Origin of the sequence: Synechococcus sp. KORDI-100, assembly GCF_000737535.1 — a bacterium.
In the GTDB taxonomy this organism is placed as follows: Bacteria; Cyanobacteriota; Cyanobacteriia; order PCC-6307; family Cyanobiaceae; genus Parasynechococcus.
Window position 1 is genome coordinate 1,775,551 of record NZ_CP006269.1, and the last position, 16,133, is coordinate 1,791,683.

Consider the following 16,133-nt stretch of genomic DNA (forward strand, 5'->3'; position numbering starts at 1 on the left):
CTTTTCCGAACTTAACGGGTCTGTCGGATCTGCACAGACAGCGTTGATATCAAGGTTGCCTCCGGCGTGCCAGCAGCGCCGGATGCTGGAGCAAAGCATCCATCAAGCGCACACCACGCAGTTGATTGACGAGGGGCATGTGTCCTTCCGGGGCTTTGATGGACCAGGTGAAGGCCCCTGGGTAGCGGGTCCAGACCCCATCCTGCTTCCAGCCGATACGAGGCCAGAGCTGCTCGTAACGGCCATCCAGAGCCTCCAGCATTCGGGCCTGGGTCGTGAACCCGAATCGACCCTGCGAGTAGGCGCACCAAAGCCGGTCAAGGCTGGTGAGATCGAGCCCTGCCATGGCCGGAACCTCGCTGAAATACACGTAGCCGCGCTGCTCAGCCTGAGGGCCTGCAAGCTGCCTCAGCACGGCACTTGTGAAACGGTCGGCGGCTTCGAAGTTCTCCTGGAGAAGATCCCTCTGCAGAGGGGCGTAATCAACGCCTACGGCGGATTCGGTCTGGAACCAGCCATCGGGCCAGGCCGCCAGCAGATCCGACAGCTCCCCTGGCTGGTGCCGCTGCAACACCTGAAGAATCCAACCGACAGCCCAGTCATCCCCCTGGCGGTCGAACCGTTCCAGCAGAGCCCCCCCGAGGGCTGCCAACTCCGCTGCACGCTTTTCCACCGTGGAGATCAAACCGCGACGCTGACGGGCAGTGCCGCTGGCGAACCGGTCAAGGAGCTGCTCGGTACTGAGAACGGAGGAGGGTGAGGAACCGGAAAGCATGAATCGCAACCGGCCCTGGCTGGCACGGCGTTCGCCCACTATGTCAGGCATGGGAGACGTGATCCGCCGACCGATCGAGCAGCTGCGGGACCAGCCTGGGGTGGTCCTCGATGTCAGAAGCCCATCGGAATACGCGAGAGGGCACTGGCCTGGCTCGATCAACCTTCCTCTGTTCAGTGATGCAGAGCGTGCCGAGGTCGGCACAACTTTCAAACAGAAGGGACGGGAACGCGCCATCCACCTTGGACTGGCCCTGACAGGACCGAAGCTGAGCAGCCTGGCGTCAGCGCTGGAAGTGCACCGCAACAGCGGGCCGGCAAGGATCTACTGCTGGCGCGGCGGCATGCGCTCGGCCAGCATCGCCTGGCTGGCCCAGCTTCTGGATCTCGAGCCGGTGATTCTTGAGGGTGGATACAAGGCCTATCGCCGCTGGGCCCTCGCACAGTTCGACCTGAACTGGCCGATCAGACTGCTGGGCGGCCGAACCGGGACCGGCAAAACCGATCTGCTCCTGGCGCTTCGGGACCGAGGCATCGGCGTCGTGGACCTCGAAGGGCTCGCCAATCACCGCGGCAGCAGTTTCGGCGGGCTGGGACAACCGCCCCAGCCGAGCACGGAGCACTACGAAAATCTGTTGGCGGAAGCTCTCCACAACATGCAGCTGCAAGGTGCACAAGCGATCTGGCTTGAAGCCGAAAGCGTGCAGGTGGGTTGCTGCCGCATCCCACCGAGCCTGTTCCGCCAGATGAAACTGGCTCCCGTCCTTGAAATCCGTCGGTCGCTGGAGGAGCGGGTTGAGCAACTGGTCGCGGTCTACGGAACACAGGGCGGGGAAGCCCTGGCCGAAGCTACCCGGAGAATCAGCCGACGGCTTGGTCCCCAGCGAACCGATCAAGCCCTCAGGGCGATCGCCGAAGAGGACTGGGCCACTGCCTGCCGAGCGACCCTCGAGTACTACGACCGTTGTTACGACCGTGAACTGGAGCGCTCGCCGGAGCGCCGGTCCCTGGACATCAGCGGGCTCAGCGCCGAACAGGCGGCAGACCGGATGATCAGTAGCCGACTTGCAGAACTCTGTGCTTAAGATCCCGCTTCCTGCTCGAGGCTGATGAGCGACTCATCCGGCGTTGCCTCCATCCAGTTCTTCCGGGGCATCGATGAGCCCGTTGTTCCCGACATCCGACTCACCCGAAGCCGTGACGGACGGACCGGTCAGGCCACGTTCGTGTTCCAACAGCCTCAGGCCCTGGCTCCGGAAACCCTCGGAGACATCGGTGGCATGTGGATGGTGGACGAGGAGGGGGAGATGGTGACCCGTGAGGTGAACGGCAAGTTCGTGAACGGCAAGCCCAGCGCCCTCGAGGCCACCTACACATGGAAGAGCGAAGACGACTTCGAGCGATTCATGCGCTTCGCCCAGCGCTATGCCGCCGCCAACGGTCTTGGCTATTCCCAGAATCAAAATCAGGATCAGACTGGCGAGGCTTCTGAAGCAGACGCTTGACCCTGCCGAACTGGCTCTCGCTGGCAGCACTGGTTGCTGCCACAGCTCTGCTCTGGAGCCTTCGCCAGGTCGTTCTGCTGATGTTCGCCGGAGTCGTTCTGGCGATGGCCATCTGCACACTCGTCGGCATCCTGCGTGAACGGCGTGCGATGCCGAGGCCGACGGCACTGCTGATCTGTCTGCTTGGCCTGATTGCGCTGATCTCCCTCGGCTCGGCTGTTGTGGTGCCTCCGTTCATCGAGGAATTCAGCGTGTTGCTTCGGAAGTTGCCTGAAGCAGCACGCACCCTGGTGTCCATGGCCCTTGGCAGCCTCGACTGGATCAGTGATTCCATTTACGGCGACGACGCCCTGCCGGATCTGCAGCAGCTGATTCCCGACAATCAGTCGCTGATCCCTGATGGCTCAACCCTTGCCAATGGCGTCAGCACTGGGCTGATCGGATTGCTGGGATTGGCCGGCAATGTGGGCAATGCCGCCCTGCGACTGCTGTTCACCGTGGCGGTCGCCCTGATGGTGAGCGTGCAACCTCATGCCTACAAGGATGCCTGCATCCAACTGGTGCCGTCGTTCTACAGACGCCGGGCCCATCAGATCCTGCTTCAGTGCGGCGAAGCGCTGAGCAGCTGGATGGTGGGTGTGCTGATCAGCTCCCTGGCCGTCTCCGTTCTCTGCGGTCTGGCCCTGTCCCTGCTGGGGGTCAAGCTTGTCCTGGCCAATGCTCTGCTGGCAGGGCTGTTGAACGTGATCCCGAATGTCGGACCAACGATCAGCACGGTGTTTCCCATGGCAGTCGCCATCCTTGACGCTCCCTGGAAATCGGCTGCCGTCCTCGGTTCCTACATCCTGATCCAGAACCTGGAGAGCTACCTGATCACCCCTTCCGTGATGCACCACCAGGTGAAATTGCTCCCTGGTCTGACCCTGGCCGCCCAGTTCGTTTTCACCGTGGTGTTCGGACCGATCGGATTGCTGATGGCGCTGCCGCTGGCGGTGGTGTTCCAGGTTCTGATTCGTGAAGTGCTGGTCCACGACGTGCTGGACCGCTGGAAGAGCAAGAGACTGACCACATGAACGGACGGATGCTGCTGGCTGCACTGAGCTGTGTGGTTCTGGGTCTTTTGATCTGGCATCTGCGCTGGGTTCTGCTGGTGCTGTTCGGTGCGGTGGTTCTCGCTGTGGCGATGGATGTGCTCATCCATCAACTGCAGAAGCGCAGCCGGTTGAATCGACCTCAGGCCCTGATCCTGGTGTTGCTGGGCTTGGCCTTAGCGGGAACCGTGGTGGCCACGCTGCTTCTGCCGGAGCTGGTGGTGCAGATTCAGCAGCTTGGCAAGGACCTGCCTCAACTGGTTGAGAAACTGACCTCCCTGCTGAGTGCCGATCCTCGTTTATCCCAGCTGGAAGACAACCTCAGCGGCGACGTCAATTTCAGCAAGCTTCAGCCGATCGGAGCCCAGCTGCTGGGCGTCGCTGGCGGTGCGGCGAATTCGCTGGTGCAGGCGTTTCTGATGGCCCTTCTCGCCGTGCTGCTGGCGCTTGATCCTCAGGCCCACAGAGACATGTTGATTGCAGTCTCACCTCGCCCTGCCAGGGAGCGGGTGGCCAGTCTTCTGGATGACTGCCGCGAGGCGCTGGGCGGCTGGTTGAGCGGGATGACCCTTTCAGCCCTCAGTGTGTTTCTGCTCACCTGGGCAGGATTGGCACTGCTCAAGGCTCCACTGGCTCTGCTCAGTGCCCTGGTGTGCGGTCTGCTCACCTTTGTCCCAACCATCGGGCCGACCGCTGCGACCCTGCTTCCAACAGGACTCGCCCTGTTGCAATCACCGCAATTGATGGTCAGCGTGCTGATCTTCCGTCTTGTGCTGCAGAACCTGGAAGCCTTCCTGCTCACCCCCCTGCTGCTGAGAAAAACGGTGAACCTGTTGCCGACGGTGGCGCTCATGTCCCAGTTGAGTCTTGGCGCCCTGCTGGGACTGCCGGGGGTCCTTCTGGCTCTGCCACTGGTGGTGGTGCTTCAGGTTCTGATGCAGAAAGTGGTTGTTCAGCAATTGATGGATCAATGGAGCTGACAACCAGCCGCTGACGCCGAAGCGCGAAGCCAGAGGCATGAGCCGGTGCTCCAATACGGTGGTGCTGGTTGAGGGCAGGACGATTCACCCATGGAAGTGATCTTCAACTTCTCGCGCTACGAGGAGCTTCGACAGGCTGTGATCCAGCTGCTTCAGGAAAATATTGATGCTGAACTCCTTTACGACGAAGCCATAGATTTATTTGATTCCTGGTGGGAGTCTCAACCTCCCTCAACGGCACTCACAGAAGAAAGCAAACAACGCGCTTGGCAGGCCCTGACGAGTGAATTCGGGTCACTGGCCCGATAGTGTTTTGACCCATGGATGCCATGCCTCCCAGCCAAAGCCACGAGGAGGAAACGGGTTCTCGATCTCAAATTCTGGTCCACTTCTGGTCCACGCGGCATGGGGAAAAACGACCGTTGGAGCGCTTGCGCAATTGAAACGAGGACTGCTGCGTTCCTGTTCCTGAAACCCGCCCATCCCTGCCGACACCATGCTGCTGTTCGCTGACATCGCCCTGACACCGGCCTATGAACTGGTGTGCAGGCCGGATCACACGCAAACGATCGTGAACGGCAAGGCTGAGGCTGAGATATCCCAGAAGGATGCGCAATTCAGCCTGCAGCTGGATGCCAACGATGAACCTGTCGCGATCCTCCCCACCAATCTTGCTGAGGAGTCCGATCAGATCATTCATCAGATCAACGAGAAACCGCAGCGGGATGGTGGACGCATCACCTATCGCATTGGATACATGCAGCCGTTGATTCCATCCAACGGCGATGCAACCCTGGAAGGCCTCAGCAAGCTGGCGCACATTGCCGTCAGCGGCGATCTTGAAGTGAACACAACAACTCTCACGTTCCAATTACAACAAACCTTTCAGATAAAATTAAATGTGAACATGCCGATCTCCACGCAGGACGATCTCAACATCCGATTCAAGGGTGCATGCATCAAAAAGGCACTGCAATCTCAGACCTGAAAGGTCGATTCACACCAAGTCTCTGACCCGTCAACGTCGACACTCTTGGACACGCAATAGCAATCTTGACTGCCAACAAACATGGACATGAATGGACATATATGACGATCAAGGGCATCATTCAGCAGATCACCATCGTCCGTGGAATTCCAACAATCACAGTGACATTCTCAATCAATCCATCAAGAAAAGCGCTCAAAGGCACTGTCCAACGACGTTGGCCTTCGACTGGCCGGGATAACCTCACAGGACAATCACAGACAGGTTGGTGAGACTGCAGATGGAGACGCCCGGATCACTCAATATCCTGCTCCTTTCAACAGGATTCGCAGCAACATTCACCGTGTTCTGGTACAGCTTCAGGAGGACGGACCAGATCGAAAAGGAACGGGCCCAACGCAACAGAATGCAGGCAAGACTGATGAAGTTATTGAAACGTTCATCGACATGAATCGTTCAGGCAACAGTCAGACGGCCTAAGGCCCTGATGATCAAAACCCTGATGATCAGCGGTAGCGGCGCCACAACGAAGCCGAACCCAGCAGCACCATCACCGCCAGGAGGTGGTAGCGCATGGCAAAGCTGAGGCTGGTGAAGGTGAAGTGATCGATCAGCAGAGCCAGGTCGGTTCTGAGGTCCCAGAGGGCCAGAAGCACCAGCAGAAGCGGAAACCAACGTGCCGATCGTCGTGACGACGAAGACGATGAAGACTCAGTCACGGCTGGGCTCCCAAAGCGTGAGCAGCGATGGCGCCAGGGCAATGCTGGACCAGCTGCCGACGATCACACCGAGGGCCAGGGCAATCGCGAACCAGTACAGCGTGGATCCACCGAAGAAGATCAAGGCCAACAGCGGCATCAAGGTTGTTCCACTGGTGTAGAGCGTGCGGGTGAGAGTGGCGGACACAGCCAGGTCAACCTGTTGGCTGAGGGACAGCTCAGCGTTCTGACGACTGCGCTCTCGGATCCGGTCAAACACCACCACCGTGTCGTTCACCGAGTACCCGGCGATGGTGAGCAAGGCAACAGCGAACAGGCTGTCCACCTCAAGCTGGACCAGGAGCCCCAGCCAGGCGAACACGCCGCAGACGATCAGCACGTCATGGGCAAGAGCAACCAGCGCCAGAAAGGCGTAACGGCGGTCGTAGCGGATCGTGATGTAAGTGGCGATTCCACCGAAGGCCACCAGCAGGGAGATCAGGCTGCTGCGCAGGAGCTGCCCACCGAGGCTGGGGCCGATGGTTTCAACCGACTGTCCCCCAGCGATGAAAGGCCCTGCAACCGACGTCACACCTTCAATCACCGCCTGCCCCTGGGCCGCCGACAGCGTCGGCAGACGCAGCAGCAGCGAGGTGCCGCCATCGAGCAATTGCACCCGCGGTGAACTGAGATTGGGCAGCAGCTCGCCAGGCTCTTCCGGCAGCTCCAGACCGCGCAACTGCTCCGACACCTCGAGCGCTCGCAGCTCGCCGCAGGTCTCACCGCACTGGCGCTCCAACTGAATCTGGGTACCACCGGTGAAATCGAGACCGGGACGCAGGGGCGCACCGATCGAGGCATCAGCCCAGCTCAACCCAAGCCCGATCAGGCTGAGGAGGACAACAACACCAGACACGATCCAGACCCGCACGCGCATGCTGCTCAAAGGCCAGGCGGGAATCAGACCCGATGGCGTTGCGCTGGCGGACGAAGAAGCGACCATCAATTCAGACGGATGGGGATGGGAGCTGCCGCAATGGCAGGAAATTGAGCGGTTTGCGCAGAGCGGCGTAGCTCATCAGGAAGCGCAACAGGGTGCGGGTGCAGGTCAGCGCCGTGAACAGGCTGAGCAGAACGCCGATGCCGAGGGTGGCTGCAAAACCCTTCACCAGACCGGTTCCGAGAAAAAAGAGGGCGGAACAACTGATCAAAGTGGTGAGATGACCGTCAACGATCGAGGAAAAGGCTTCCGAGAAGCCCGTATCAATGGATCGAATCAGGGTGTTGCCACTCCTCAGCTCATCCTTGATGCGCTCAAAGATCAACACATTGGCGTCCACGGCCATGCCGATGCTGAGGATGAACCCAGCAATGCCCGGCAGGGTCAGCGTCACCGGAATCAGGGCATAAACAGCGAGATTGAACAGGGCATATAGGCTCAGAGCCAGCACAGCTACAACCCCTGGGAGCCGATAGGCCACCACCATGAACACCGCAACCAGAGCCAGGCCGGACAGGGCGGCCACCAGGCTGCGGCGAATGTTTTCAGCACCGAGGGTGGGTCCGATGGTGCGAACCTCGAGCACCTTCACCGGCAGGGGCAAGGATCCACCCCGGAGCTGCACCTCCAGCTCCCGAGCCTCCTCAGCCGTGAAATTGCCGCTGATGCTGGCGGAGCCACCCGAAATACCAGCGGTTTTGAACTGAGGCCCAACAGTGGCCTCGCTGATCGAGCGACCATCGAGAACGATCCCCAGGAGCCTTCCAGTGCCGGCGATCGATTTCGTGAGCTCGGCGAAAGCCTCCGCACCAGCGTTGTTGAAGCCCAACGTCACCTCCCAGCTGTTGGGATTGCTCTGCAGGGGCTGACGACCCGCCGTCACCAGATCCTTCCCGGTGAGTGCCGCTGGTTCATAGAGCTCGACGATCGAATCGTTGACTTTCGCGAGCAACTGCTCCAGCTGCTCAGTTTCCGTGCCGGACGCTCCCTCCAGGCCAAACAGCTTCTGCGCTTCCGCAAGCTCCTCGAGATCCAGACCTGACTGATCGGAGAGCTCGCCCCGTTTGGCTTGATCTTCACGTAGCCGCAGGATCGCCTGTGTCTGGGACCGCAGTTCGCGAAGACTCTGGAAATCCTGTTCAGCGCCGGGCTTCAGGGCACGGAATTCCAGCAACGCCGTGCTTCCGAGAATGCGAGCGGCGCGACTTGGATCCTGTTCCCCAGGGAGCTGCAGCACCAGTTGGTTCTCGCCAACCGTCTGCAGCGTCGATTCCGCCACGCCGAGACCATTCACACGCCTGTCCAGAACCAGCTTCACCGCTTCCATCTGCTCGGGGCCGACCCGCTTGATCTCCCCCGCTGGTTGGACTTCCACCGTGATCTGGCTTCCGCCTCGCAGATCCAGACCGAGCTGGAGGGGCGAGGTGAACAGCAGCGCTGCCGCCGCGATGGCGAGCGCAAGGACAAGGGCAAACCAGCCCTGCTGACGAGCCATTGCTTCAGAGCCCCTTGGTCACGATCTGCTGAGCCGCCTCAACGATCTGATGGGGCTGAATGATCGTCAGGTTTTCGAGTTTGCCGTTGTAGGGCGTCGGGATGTCCTGGCTGGACAGGCGAACGGGCCTGGCATCGAGATCGTCGAAACACTGCTCAGTGATCAGGGCGATGAGTTCGGCGCCGATGCCGCCGGTCTTCATGCACTCCTCCACCACGATCACCCGGTGGGTCTTGCGAATCGAGCGGGCGATGGTCTCCATGTCGAAGGGTTTGAGGCTGATCAGATCGATCAGCTCCACGCTGATGCCCTCACTCTCCAGCTGCTCAACGGCCTTGAGGCAGTGATGGCGCATGCGGGAGTAGGTGAGGATCGTCACGTCACGGCCCTCCTGGACGAGATCCGCTTGATCGAGGGCGCAGGTGTAGTCCCCGCCTGGCAGCTCCTCACTAAGGTTGTAGAGCAGCACGTGCTCAAAGAACAGCACCGGGTTGTTATCCCGGATGGCGGCCTTCATCAGACCCTTGGCGTTGGTGGGTGTGCTGCAGGCCACGATCTTGATACCTGGCACGGCATGGAAGTAAGCCTCAAGCCTCTGGCTGTGCTCAGCCCCGAGCTGACGGCCGACACCACCGGGGCCACGCACCACGGTGGGAATCGTGAAGTTGCCGCCGCTCGTGTAGCGAAGCATCCCCATGTTGTTGGAGATCTGATTGAAGGCGAGCAGCAGAAAGCCCATGTTCATGCCCTCAACGATCGGTCTCAGACCGGTCATCGCCGCACCAACAGCCATTCCCGTAAAGGCGTTCTCAGCGATCGGCGTATCCAGCACCCTGAGTTCGCCGTACTTGTCGTACAGATCCTTGGTCACCTTGTAGCTGCCGCCGTACTGACCGACGTCCTCCCCCATCACACAGACATGGGGGTCGCGGGCCATCTCCTCATCGATGGCTTCCCGCAGGGCGTTGAAGAGAAGTGTTCCTGCCACGGCGTCGCTGCGATCCCGGCCAGCCCGGGGTGAGCGGCCAAGCTATCTCAGTCGCTGCAAACTCAACCGCCAGCCGCAAAGGTGAACAGCAGCAGAACCGACAGCAGCATTGCCGGGGAAAGAAGCAGGGCCAGCTGTCCGAGGTCGTGGGGAGTCATAGAGAGGGCGTCCGTCCACGAGCTGACGCTAGGCAGGATCTTCAGCTCGCCTTGTGAAGAGACTGCGAAGAAACAGCAACGTCAAACCAAGAGCGACGAAGCCACTGCTGAAGGTGGCAAGGAACGTCAGGCCCACCAGCAGGGTCTTCAGGGTGACGGCGATGTTCTGCGCGATCGGTGAGCTGAAGTGAGGCTGATGCTGCGCGAAGTACACCACCATGCGCTTGCTGAAACCGAAGACCAGCCAGGAGATCAGTCCGGCGGTGAGCGCTCCTGACAGATAGCTGAGGGGACCTTTGCGTGGATCCTCAGGTTCAGGGGTGATCTTGGCGTCGTCTGGGGTCATGGTTCGATCCTCACCCCGGACAGCCGCAGCGGGCAGCACCAGGCGCTGAGTCCGGCACTCTCCAGATCTGTCTGCAACAAATCCCTGGCCTGCTCACTGGCAGCCAGGTCGGGGAACAGGGCAAAACAGCTTGGGCCCGAACCGCTCATCGCCACCGCCAGGGTCCCGGGCAGGGAGCGCAACAGCTGCAACGCCTTCTGCACCGCCGGCGTCTGCGGCTCCACCACCGTTTGCAGATCGTTGCGCAGGGGAGGAGGCAGTTCCGTCCGGATCGGCTTGGTCCAGGCCGCTTCTCTCAGCGCCATGCGTCGCTCTTCAAAGGCGCTCTCCCCCTGCAGGTAGCTCTCGCCATGAAGGTCGCGGCAGCGCTGATAAGCCCAGGGGGTCGAGACGCTCACCTGAGGGTCCTTCAACAACAGCACCGCCAGCGGATCCCTCAGGGCAGGCAAGGCCTCCAGCACCTCCCCACGGCCGAAGCAGAGCTGACTGCCACCGCGGATGCAGAAGGGCATGTCGGAACCGAGCTCCGCCGCCAGCCCCTCCAGTTCGGCATGGCTGCGCCCCAGTCCCCAGAGCTGATTGAGCCCGACGAGTGCGGCAGCACCGTCGCTCGAGCCCCCGGCCAGGCCCGCGCCGATGGGGACGTTTTTCTCCAGATGGATCGAGGCCCCGAGTTCATTGAAACCGGAGCGCTCACGGAGCAGGAGAGCGGCTCGCAGCACCAGGTTGTCGTCGCCGATGCTGAGGCTGGGTTCGTCGCAACGCAGGCTGATCCGGGCATCGGCCGTGTTCTGAAACCGAAGACGGTCGGCCAGGTCGATGCTCTGCATCACCATGGCCAGCTCGTGAAAGCCATCGGAGCGCAGGCCCAGAACCTCCAGATGCAGATTCACCTTGGCTGGAGCCGTCACCGTGATCGTGCTCATGCTCCCGGTGCCGCCGCTGCATCGCTGTGATTCAAACCCTTCGCCAACGCCACCCAGGCCTGGGGAGCCACCTCCTGGGGCCGCTGTTGCAGAGCAATCCCCGCTTCGGCGGCCAAGGTCTCCAGTTTCAGCGGCTCCGCCAGCGACGCCAGGCTGTTGCGCAACATCTTGCGACGGCTGAGAAAGGCCATCTTCAGCAAGGACTCCACCCGCTGCGCCAGAGGGGGTGCAAGCCGCTGGTCCGCCGTCAGTGGATCGATAGCGATCACCTCAGACTGCACCTGTGGAGGCGGCTGAAAGCAACGGGGGGGAACGGGGCAGATGCTGCGACAGGTCGCCAGCAGCTGCATGCGAACCGATAAAGCGCTGAAGCAACTCTGTCCGGGCCGGGCGCGAATGCGTTCCGCCACCTCTTTCTGCAGCAACAGCACCAGGCGCTGATAGGTCTGAACCGCTGGCCGGTCGAGACGCCCGACCAAGCGCTCCAGCAGTGGGCCTGTGATGTTGTACGGGATGTTGGCGACAACCTTGTCGGCAGGGCGCTGATCCGGCAGATCCAGAGACTGCTTGAGCACATCCCCCTGGGTCAGGGAGAACCGAGGATCGTCTGCGAACTGCTCTCGCAGGCCGGCCACGAGATCTCGATCAAGCTCAACGGCATGCACCGCTGCCGCCTGCGAGCGCAGCAGCCGCGCGGTCAGCGCTCCGCGCCCGGGGCCCACCTCCAGCACCCGATCCAGGGGCTGCAGGTCCGCCGCATCGAGGATGCGATCGAGCACCGCTGTATCCCGCAGCCAATGCTGACCGAAACGCTTGCGGGCGGTGTGGCCTGAGAAGCTCATGCCTCAACTGTGCATCAGCCTCAGGCTCCAACCGTTTCAGACCTCAACCGTGCTGCTCAGCCGAGGTGATCCACCGCAAGCCAACGGACTGGAACCAGAACCATCGCCGCGCGTGCTCAGGGGTTGATTGTTGAATTATGCGATTGATGATTGCCAAAAGCAAAAAGTGAGACAGAGTTAAAGTGTTTCCCCCAAGCTTTGATGCTCGACTTTTATCCTCAATTTTGGACAAAAGCTTTTGACTTTAAGGGGCGCACAAAGCGGATTGATTATTGGAAGATTTTTCTTGTCAATCTTGTGTTAGGAGCAATTCTTCTCAAGCTATTCCCTGATGCTCTTTATTATATTTTCGCGGTTGCATCCATTTGCCCTGGCCTTGCAATGAACGTCAGGCGCATTCGCGACACCGGTCGCCAATGGCAATGGATCTTTATTTTGTTGGTTCCATTGATTGGTGGCCTCTGGTTTCTTTGGATTGGATGTCAGCCCTCTTCAGCCCCTGAATGAGCAAACCCGCCACGGTCATCCAACAGTGGATCAGCTCCCCTTCACCGTCAAAAGCCAATCCTGGTGTTGCCTTCTTCTCAATCACCTTCTGAACGAGACGAGAGCATCAATTCGCCGACGCAAACATCCGTCCACGGATCCAGAGATGTGGCACGGGCAAACAGTTCCGAATCACCAGACCCAAGGCTGCAAGGAGCAAGATTCAGTGCCGTGGCAACCAGGTAAAGCTGCTGCATGATCACCCCCACATGCTTGAGGATCAGGGCATAAACGACCCCCTCATATTTCCAGCTCAAACGTCCGTAACGAGCAGCGAACTGAAACAGAACATCGGGTTGCTGCTCAGCACCTGAGAAGTGACGAGCATTCTGGAGAAGCTGCTCACAAGCACCATTCAGCGCATCGAGGCGCAGCAATTGATGCTCCTGAGGGTCATAGCGATACACCCCGGACGCCACTCCATCGCAGCGTTGAATCACCAGATACGTATCAATTTCCTGCATGCCACCACCGCAGGCCACCGGTCGTGAGGCCAGTTCATAGGAGTGGGCCGCCCCTGGATTGGCAGGAACGACCTCTCGAATGCGCAGGGATGCCCAAAGCAGTCGGCCGAGCTGCTGCAGGGTCAGCGGCTGCCGGCCAGGACGACGATGCGAACGGCGTTGTTCGAGAACGCTGAAGAAACCGGGTTCGGGAGCATCCGGTTCCGGTCGAGGCAGGCGAACAGCATCCAGACCTGTGTCCTGATGGAGAAGAGGAGGAGCGGGGCCGCCGCGCACAGCACCTGGAAACGTGGCCCCCAGATTCCGCCCAGTCCACCCGGCTCGGGAACGATGGTGGAGGCTCAGATCCTCCCGTGACCAACGCTGCAGATTCGCCTGACGATCGCAGCCTGGCGTGGCATCAGCCTCCACCATCCCCGCCACGCCGGCGGTGAGCAACAGCATCAACAGTTCATCCCCTTGCTCTTGAACGGCCTGCGGCAAGGCCCGCAGTGCGGTGGTCCAGTCGCTTGGATTGGCCAGCTCCCAGATCAAAGGCAACAGACCGGCGTTCTGCACCAACAGCCGGGACCCTTGAAGCGGCCCCTCCAACAGCACGCCATCGGCCTCGGGCGTGATCTGAATCAAGCGCGACAAGCGGACACACACGTCTCCAGCAGGGGGATGCAAGCGCTTGAGCGCCGTCGACTGCGGCTCCAACGTGACGAGCGATTGCTCCCCGCTTACCAGTTCCAGTGCGAGCCAACCTCGCTGTTCCAACTGCTGCAGCGTGATGAATGGAGCGAGTGAGGACGCCCCCTGCATCAAAGACGGAAGCGTGCCGCCCCCCTCATCCAAGCGCCGCAGGATGGTGAGTAAGGACTGCGAAGGGGCTGTGAGCCGAAGGACGCGTCCCCGCTGATCAGCCAGCAGCAGATCCTCACCCTCCTGGCGCCGCTCCAGGCCGTGCTTAAAACGAAACTGCAGCGCCACGTCAGAAAAAGATCGGAATCGGATTGAGTTGCTCTTCCGTGAGGGGTTGGGGTAGCTGTCCCATCCGCACAGGCACGTCGTAGAGACGACCAGAGCCGTATCGGGCCCAGAAATGGCGCAGGCCCGGGACCACCACCTTCACCACCGGCAACCCCACCAGCTCACGGGTTTGATCCAGCACCAGCACCTCCAGACCCTGGGCTTCCACACAGGCGCAACAGTGCTGGATGTCGTGCAGCAAATCACCACTGTGGTGATCGGCAAGCGCGTCGACACGGCGCAGTGGAGCATCCGAATCCGGCAGCAGATAGGGCTGATTCAGCACGGTGGCCGTCTTGAGCCATTCGAGCGTCTCCCAGTCATCGAGAGCGTCTGCAGGACCCTCGAGATCGGCGTCAGCAACACCGAGCATCTGATTCATTTCAGCCAAGGCCCGCTGCACGGCGATGCGGGGGTCGAGATGACAGCCCAACCCCATCAGGATGCGCTCATCATCCCCATCACGATCACGGGAGAGGGCCACCACGCTGGTGATGCCTAGGTCAGTGGTGAGATCCAGGGCCCACACGTCGCGGCCGATGGTGATGTAGTCGTGAATCAGGCGCGTGATCCATGCATCTCCGCAGCTGGCGAGATCAATCCCAGGACGCTTCAGGCGGTTGTACCACCAGATCGCCACCGAGTCGCGTTCAACCAACTCCAGGAACCCCTGCAACACCGCTTCTTCCAGGGTGTTACCGGCAGCATTGCCATTGGAACAGCCCATCGCGATCCAGGGGTCGGCGTTCTCGCCTTTGACGTCACGATTCCGTCCCCGAACCATCATCAACAACTGCGTGGGCAGGAAGCAGCGGCGTTGTCGACTGATCGACCAGATCGGTGTCCAGTCGATCTCCTGGTCATGATCCAGCGGCATGGGCACACGGTTGAACCGACTGCCTTTGGCATTCCAGTGATCACGTTCAGCGAACTGCTGTTCACTGAAGTGCATCACGTCATTGGGGACAATCACGGCACCGCCGTAACGCCGCTGCATCTCGCGCACACTGCCCCGCTCACGCGGAACACCAGGGTGATCCTCAGCGCAGAAGCGCTCAAGCGCTTCTCCCAACGCACTGGCCCTGGCCTGCTCCAGGGACGCCCCTTTCCCCGACGCGGAACTGCGGAGGTTGCGGCGTAGATCGTTCAAGCTCTCCAGCATCTGCGCCGGGTTTTGGCCGGCCACGACCACGTGTGCGGACGTCAAGGAGCTGGGAACAGACCGCAACTCCTTCACGATCCCAGTGATGGGACTGATCAAGCCGCCAAAACGTTCCAATGTCTCTGCGGCCGAGACATGGCGATGACCTCCGTCGTGGTCGAAGCGAACCTTGCAAGGCTGCAACGCGATCGGTTCACTGCGAGGCTCAACAGGGCATCCACAGGCTGGGCAATGGGGATCCACCACCAGGGCATGCCGCCCACTGCTGTAGTCGACCAGATTGAAGCTGACGACATGGTTGGTGGTTTGCGGCGAAACACCCGCCAGGATCCGAGCCACCTCGAGCGCCGACCAGTGACAAGCCACCACAGCACCACCGGGGGCCTGCATAGGCCTAGAGATCTGATCCAATGACGTCTTCTTGACAGCAGCAGCAAACCGCTCCACTTGGCGTTGGCGCACGAGCAAGCGCTGCAGGCAAGCCCAACACCCCGGTTGCTTGGGGTCGAAGAACGGGCCCAACCAGAGCTCACGTCCGTGGGGTTTGACCAGCAGCCAGCGTCGCCCCTGCCGGCGATAGCTCTGATTCAGAGCATCCAGATCCGGATGCAGGTAGTTCTCACACACCACCACGGTGAGATCAGCCTCCGCATCAACATCCACCACGGCCAGTCCCAGGCTGACCAAGGCCTGGCCCATCTGCTCCAGGGAGGAATGATCGTTCGGCAAACCTACGGACTGCAGTGCCACGCGCGACGCCTGGATCAGACCAACAGCCTGCTCTGGATCAAGACCAAGATCAGCCCAGTACGCCGCCGCCGCCGGAGACAGGGTCGTGAGGGCTTGACAGAGATAGTTCCGAGATTGAAGCGATATGAGCGTGAAGTACACCTGCGCCGCGGAAAACTCCGGGGTCAGCGCCTGGACCAGCTGATCGGCGGAGCGGGTCCCATCGAGCAAGGGGATCAAACGCTCATAGAGATCGCCACGCAGTACACGCGCCACCTTTTCATTCAGCAGCAAGACGCCCTCTCCAGGGCTGATTAAAGGGACGAAGTGCGGCTGGAGGCGTGGATAACGAAGCACAGCCATTAAGGCCATTGCTATTGAATTTGCAACTTAGGCGTGATGAAACACGTGAGCTGAAACATTGAGGATT

18 protein-coding genes are annotated in these 16,133 nt (G+C 60.6%); 8 read left to right on the plus strand and 10 right to left on the minus strand.

Annotated elements, in window-relative coordinates; genetic code table 11:
- Positions 1-49: 49 nt before the first annotated feature.
- Positions 50-775, minus strand: a complete 726-nt coding sequence (locus KR100_RS08925; protein ID WP_038548445.1) for a GUN4 domain-containing protein — start codon at positions 773-775, stop codon at positions 50-52.
- Positions 776-815: 40 nt separating this feature from the next.
- Here KR100_RS08925 and mnmH point away from each other — a divergent pair, with 40 nt between their 5' ends.
- The 6 genes from mnmH to KR100_RS08960 all read left to right on the plus strand — a co-directional run bounded on the left by mnmH (position 816) and on the right by KR100_RS08960 (position 5,338).
- Positions 816-1,859, plus strand: a complete 1,044-nt coding sequence (mnmH, locus tag KR100_RS08930) for a tRNA 2-selenouridine(34) synthase MnmH (protein WP_038545004.1) — start codon at positions 816-818, stop codon at positions 1,857-1,859.
- 24 nt (positions 1,860-1,883) lie between these two features.
- Positions 1,884-2,279, plus strand: a complete 396-nt coding sequence (gene psb28 / locus KR100_RS08935; RefSeq protein WP_038545006.1) for a photosystem II reaction center protein Psb28 — start codon at positions 1,884-1,886, stop codon at positions 2,277-2,279.
- A complete protein-coding gene (locus KR100_RS08940) occupies positions 2,276-3,352 on the plus strand; it encodes an AI-2E family transporter (protein ID WP_038545007.1) in 1,077 nt (358 codons plus the stop codon). The genes psb28 and KR100_RS08940 overlap by 4 nt, the downstream gene beginning before the upstream one ends.
- Entirely contained in the window at positions 3,349-4,350 is a 1,002-nt protein-coding gene (locus tag KR100_RS08945; protein ID WP_038545010.1) for an AI-2E family transporter, read from the plus strand. Before KR100_RS08940 ends, KR100_RS08945 begins: the two co-directional genes overlap by 4 nt.
- A gap of 90 nt (positions 4,351-4,440) precedes the next feature.
- Positions 4,441-4,659 (plus strand): hypothetical protein, encoded by a 219-nt coding sequence (locus KR100_RS08950; protein ID WP_038545013.1) that lies wholly within the window; start codon positions 4,441-4,443, stop codon positions 4,657-4,659.
- A 187-nt stretch (positions 4,660-4,846) separates the two neighbouring features.
- Positions 4,847-5,338 carry a hypothetical protein gene (locus KR100_RS08960; protein WP_038545017.1) on the plus strand — a complete coding sequence of 164 codons (492 nt, stop codon included), beginning with the start codon at positions 4,847-4,849 and terminating at the stop codon, positions 5,336-5,338.
- Positions 5,339-5,844: 506 nt separating this feature from the next.
- Here the strand turns inward: KR100_RS08960 and KR100_RS08965 are convergent.
- The 7 genes from KR100_RS08965 to rsmA form a co-directional block, all read right to left on the minus strand.
- A complete protein-coding gene (locus KR100_RS08965) occupies positions 5,845-6,057 on the minus strand; it encodes a hypothetical protein (protein ID WP_038545019.1) in 213 nt (70 codons plus the stop codon).
- Positions 6,050-7,039: a protein translocase subunit SecF gene (gene secF, locus KR100_RS08970; RefSeq protein ID WP_204207669.1), complete on the minus strand. Its 990-nt coding sequence runs from the start codon at positions 7,037-7,039 to the stop codon at positions 6,050-6,052. The genes KR100_RS08965 and secF overlap by 8 nt, the downstream gene beginning before the upstream one ends.
- Before the next feature lie 4 nt (positions 7,040-7,043).
- Complete coding sequence (secD, locus tag KR100_RS08975) at positions 7,044-8,531, minus strand: protein translocase subunit SecD (protein ID WP_038545024.1); 1,488 nt, start codon at positions 8,529-8,531, stop codon at positions 7,044-7,046.
- A 4-nt stretch (positions 8,532-8,535) separates the two neighbouring features.
- Complete coding sequence (locus KR100_RS08980; protein WP_038545026.1) at positions 8,536-9,519, minus strand: pyruvate dehydrogenase complex E1 component subunit beta; 984 nt, start codon at positions 9,517-9,519, stop codon at positions 8,536-8,538.
- A 186-nt stretch (positions 9,520-9,705) separates the two neighbouring features.
- Complete coding sequence (locus KR100_RS08985) at positions 9,706-10,023, minus strand: DUF3082 domain-containing protein (RefSeq protein WP_038545029.1); 318 nt, start codon at positions 10,021-10,023, stop codon at positions 9,706-9,708.
- The gene (gene ispE / locus KR100_RS08990) at positions 10,020-10,949 is read right to left on the minus strand and encodes a 4-(cytidine 5'-diphospho)-2-C-methyl-D-erythritol kinase (protein ID WP_038545031.1); all 930 of its coding nucleotides are present in this window, start codon (positions 10,947-10,949) and stop codon (positions 10,020-10,022) included. The genes KR100_RS08985 and ispE overlap by 4 nt, the downstream gene beginning before the upstream one ends.
- The gene (gene rsmA, locus KR100_RS08995) at positions 10,946-11,791 is read right to left on the minus strand and encodes a 16S rRNA (adenine(1518)-N(6)/adenine(1519)-N(6))-dimethyltransferase RsmA (RefSeq protein WP_038545033.1); all 846 of its coding nucleotides are present in this window, start codon (positions 11,789-11,791) and stop codon (positions 10,946-10,948) included. The genes ispE and rsmA overlap by 4 nt, the downstream gene beginning before the upstream one ends.
- Between rsmA and KR100_RS16935 the strand changes: the two genes are divergently transcribed.
- Together KR100_RS16935 and KR100_RS09000 are read left to right on the plus strand one after the other, a co-directional pair.
- Positions 11,790-11,918, plus strand: coding sequence for a hypothetical protein (locus tag KR100_RS16935; protein ID WP_255347475.1), 129 nt, complete (start codon positions 11,790-11,792; stop codon positions 11,916-11,918). The two genes, rsmA and KR100_RS16935, sit on opposite strands and share 2 nt — an antisense overlap.
- A 23-nt stretch (positions 11,919-11,941) precedes the next feature.
- A complete protein-coding gene (locus KR100_RS09000) occupies positions 11,942-12,298 on the plus strand; it encodes a DUF805 domain-containing protein (protein WP_239420300.1) in 357 nt (118 codons plus the stop codon).
- A gap of 77 nt (positions 12,299-12,375) precedes the next feature.
- Here KR100_RS09000 and KR100_RS14470 read toward each other — a convergent pair whose 3' ends face one another.
- Positions 12,376-13,773 (minus strand): SagB family peptide dehydrogenase, encoded by a 1,398-nt coding sequence (locus tag KR100_RS14470; RefSeq protein ID WP_051847413.1) that lies wholly within the window; start codon positions 13,771-13,773, stop codon positions 12,376-12,378.
- Position 13,774: 1 nt separating this feature from the next.
- Entirely contained in the window at positions 13,775-16,066 is a 2,292-nt protein-coding gene (locus tag KR100_RS09010) for a TOMM precursor leader peptide-binding protein (RefSeq protein ID WP_038545038.1), read from the minus strand.
- Positions 16,067-16,133 lie beyond the last annotated feature (67 nt).

What these genes read in the sequence shown, in the direction of transcription:
- KR100_RS08985 (WP_038545029.1), bottom strand. Translation starts at nt 10,023, where the DNA reads ATGACCCCAGACGACGCCAAGATCACCCCTGAACCTGAGGATCCACGC.
- rsmA (WP_038545033.1), bottom strand. Translation starts at nt 11,791, where the DNA reads ATGAGCTTCTCAGGCCACACCGCCCGCAAGCGTTTCGGTCAGCATTGG.
- KR100_RS08950 (WP_038545013.1), top strand. Translation starts at nt 4,441, where the DNA reads ATGGAAGTGATCTTCAACTTCTCGCGCTACGAGGAGCTTCGACAGGCT.
- mnmH (WP_038545004.1), top strand. Translation starts at nt 816, where the DNA reads ATGTCAGGCATGGGAGACGTGATCCGCCGACCGATCGAGCAGCTGCGG.
- KR100_RS08945 (WP_038545010.1), top strand. Translation starts at nt 3,349, where the DNA reads ATGAACGGACGGATGCTGCTGGCTGCACTGAGCTGTGTGGTTCTGGGT.
- KR100_RS08925 (WP_038548445.1), bottom strand. Translation starts at nt 775, where the DNA reads ATGCTTTCCGGTTCCTCACCCTCCTCCGTTCTCAGTACCGAGCAGCTC.
- psb28 (WP_038545006.1), top strand. Translation starts at nt 1,884, where the DNA reads ATGAGCGACTCATCCGGCGTTGCCTCCATCCAGTTCTTCCGGGGCATC.
- secF (WP_204207669.1), bottom strand. Translation starts at nt 7,039, where the DNA reads ATGGTCGCTTCTTCGTCCGCCAGCGCAACGCCATCGGGTCTGATTCCC.
- KR100_RS08960 (WP_038545017.1), top strand. Translation starts at nt 4,847, where the DNA reads ATGCTGCTGTTCGCTGACATCGCCCTGACACCGGCCTATGAACTGGTG.
- secD (WP_038545024.1), bottom strand. Translation starts at nt 8,531, where the DNA reads ATGGCTCGTCAGCAGGGCTGGTTTGCCCTTGTCCTTGCGCTCGCCATC.
- KR100_RS09010 (WP_038545038.1), bottom strand. Translation starts at nt 16,066, where the DNA reads ATGGCTGTGCTTCGTTATCCACGCCTCCAGCCGCACTTCGTCCCTTTA.
- KR100_RS16935 (WP_255347475.1), top strand. Translation starts at nt 11,790, where the DNA reads ATGCCTCAACTGTGCATCAGCCTCAGGCTCCAACCGTTTCAGACCTCA.
- ispE (WP_038545031.1), bottom strand. Translation starts at nt 10,949, where the DNA reads ATGAGCACGATCACGGTGACGGCTCCAGCCAAGGTGAATCTGCATCTG.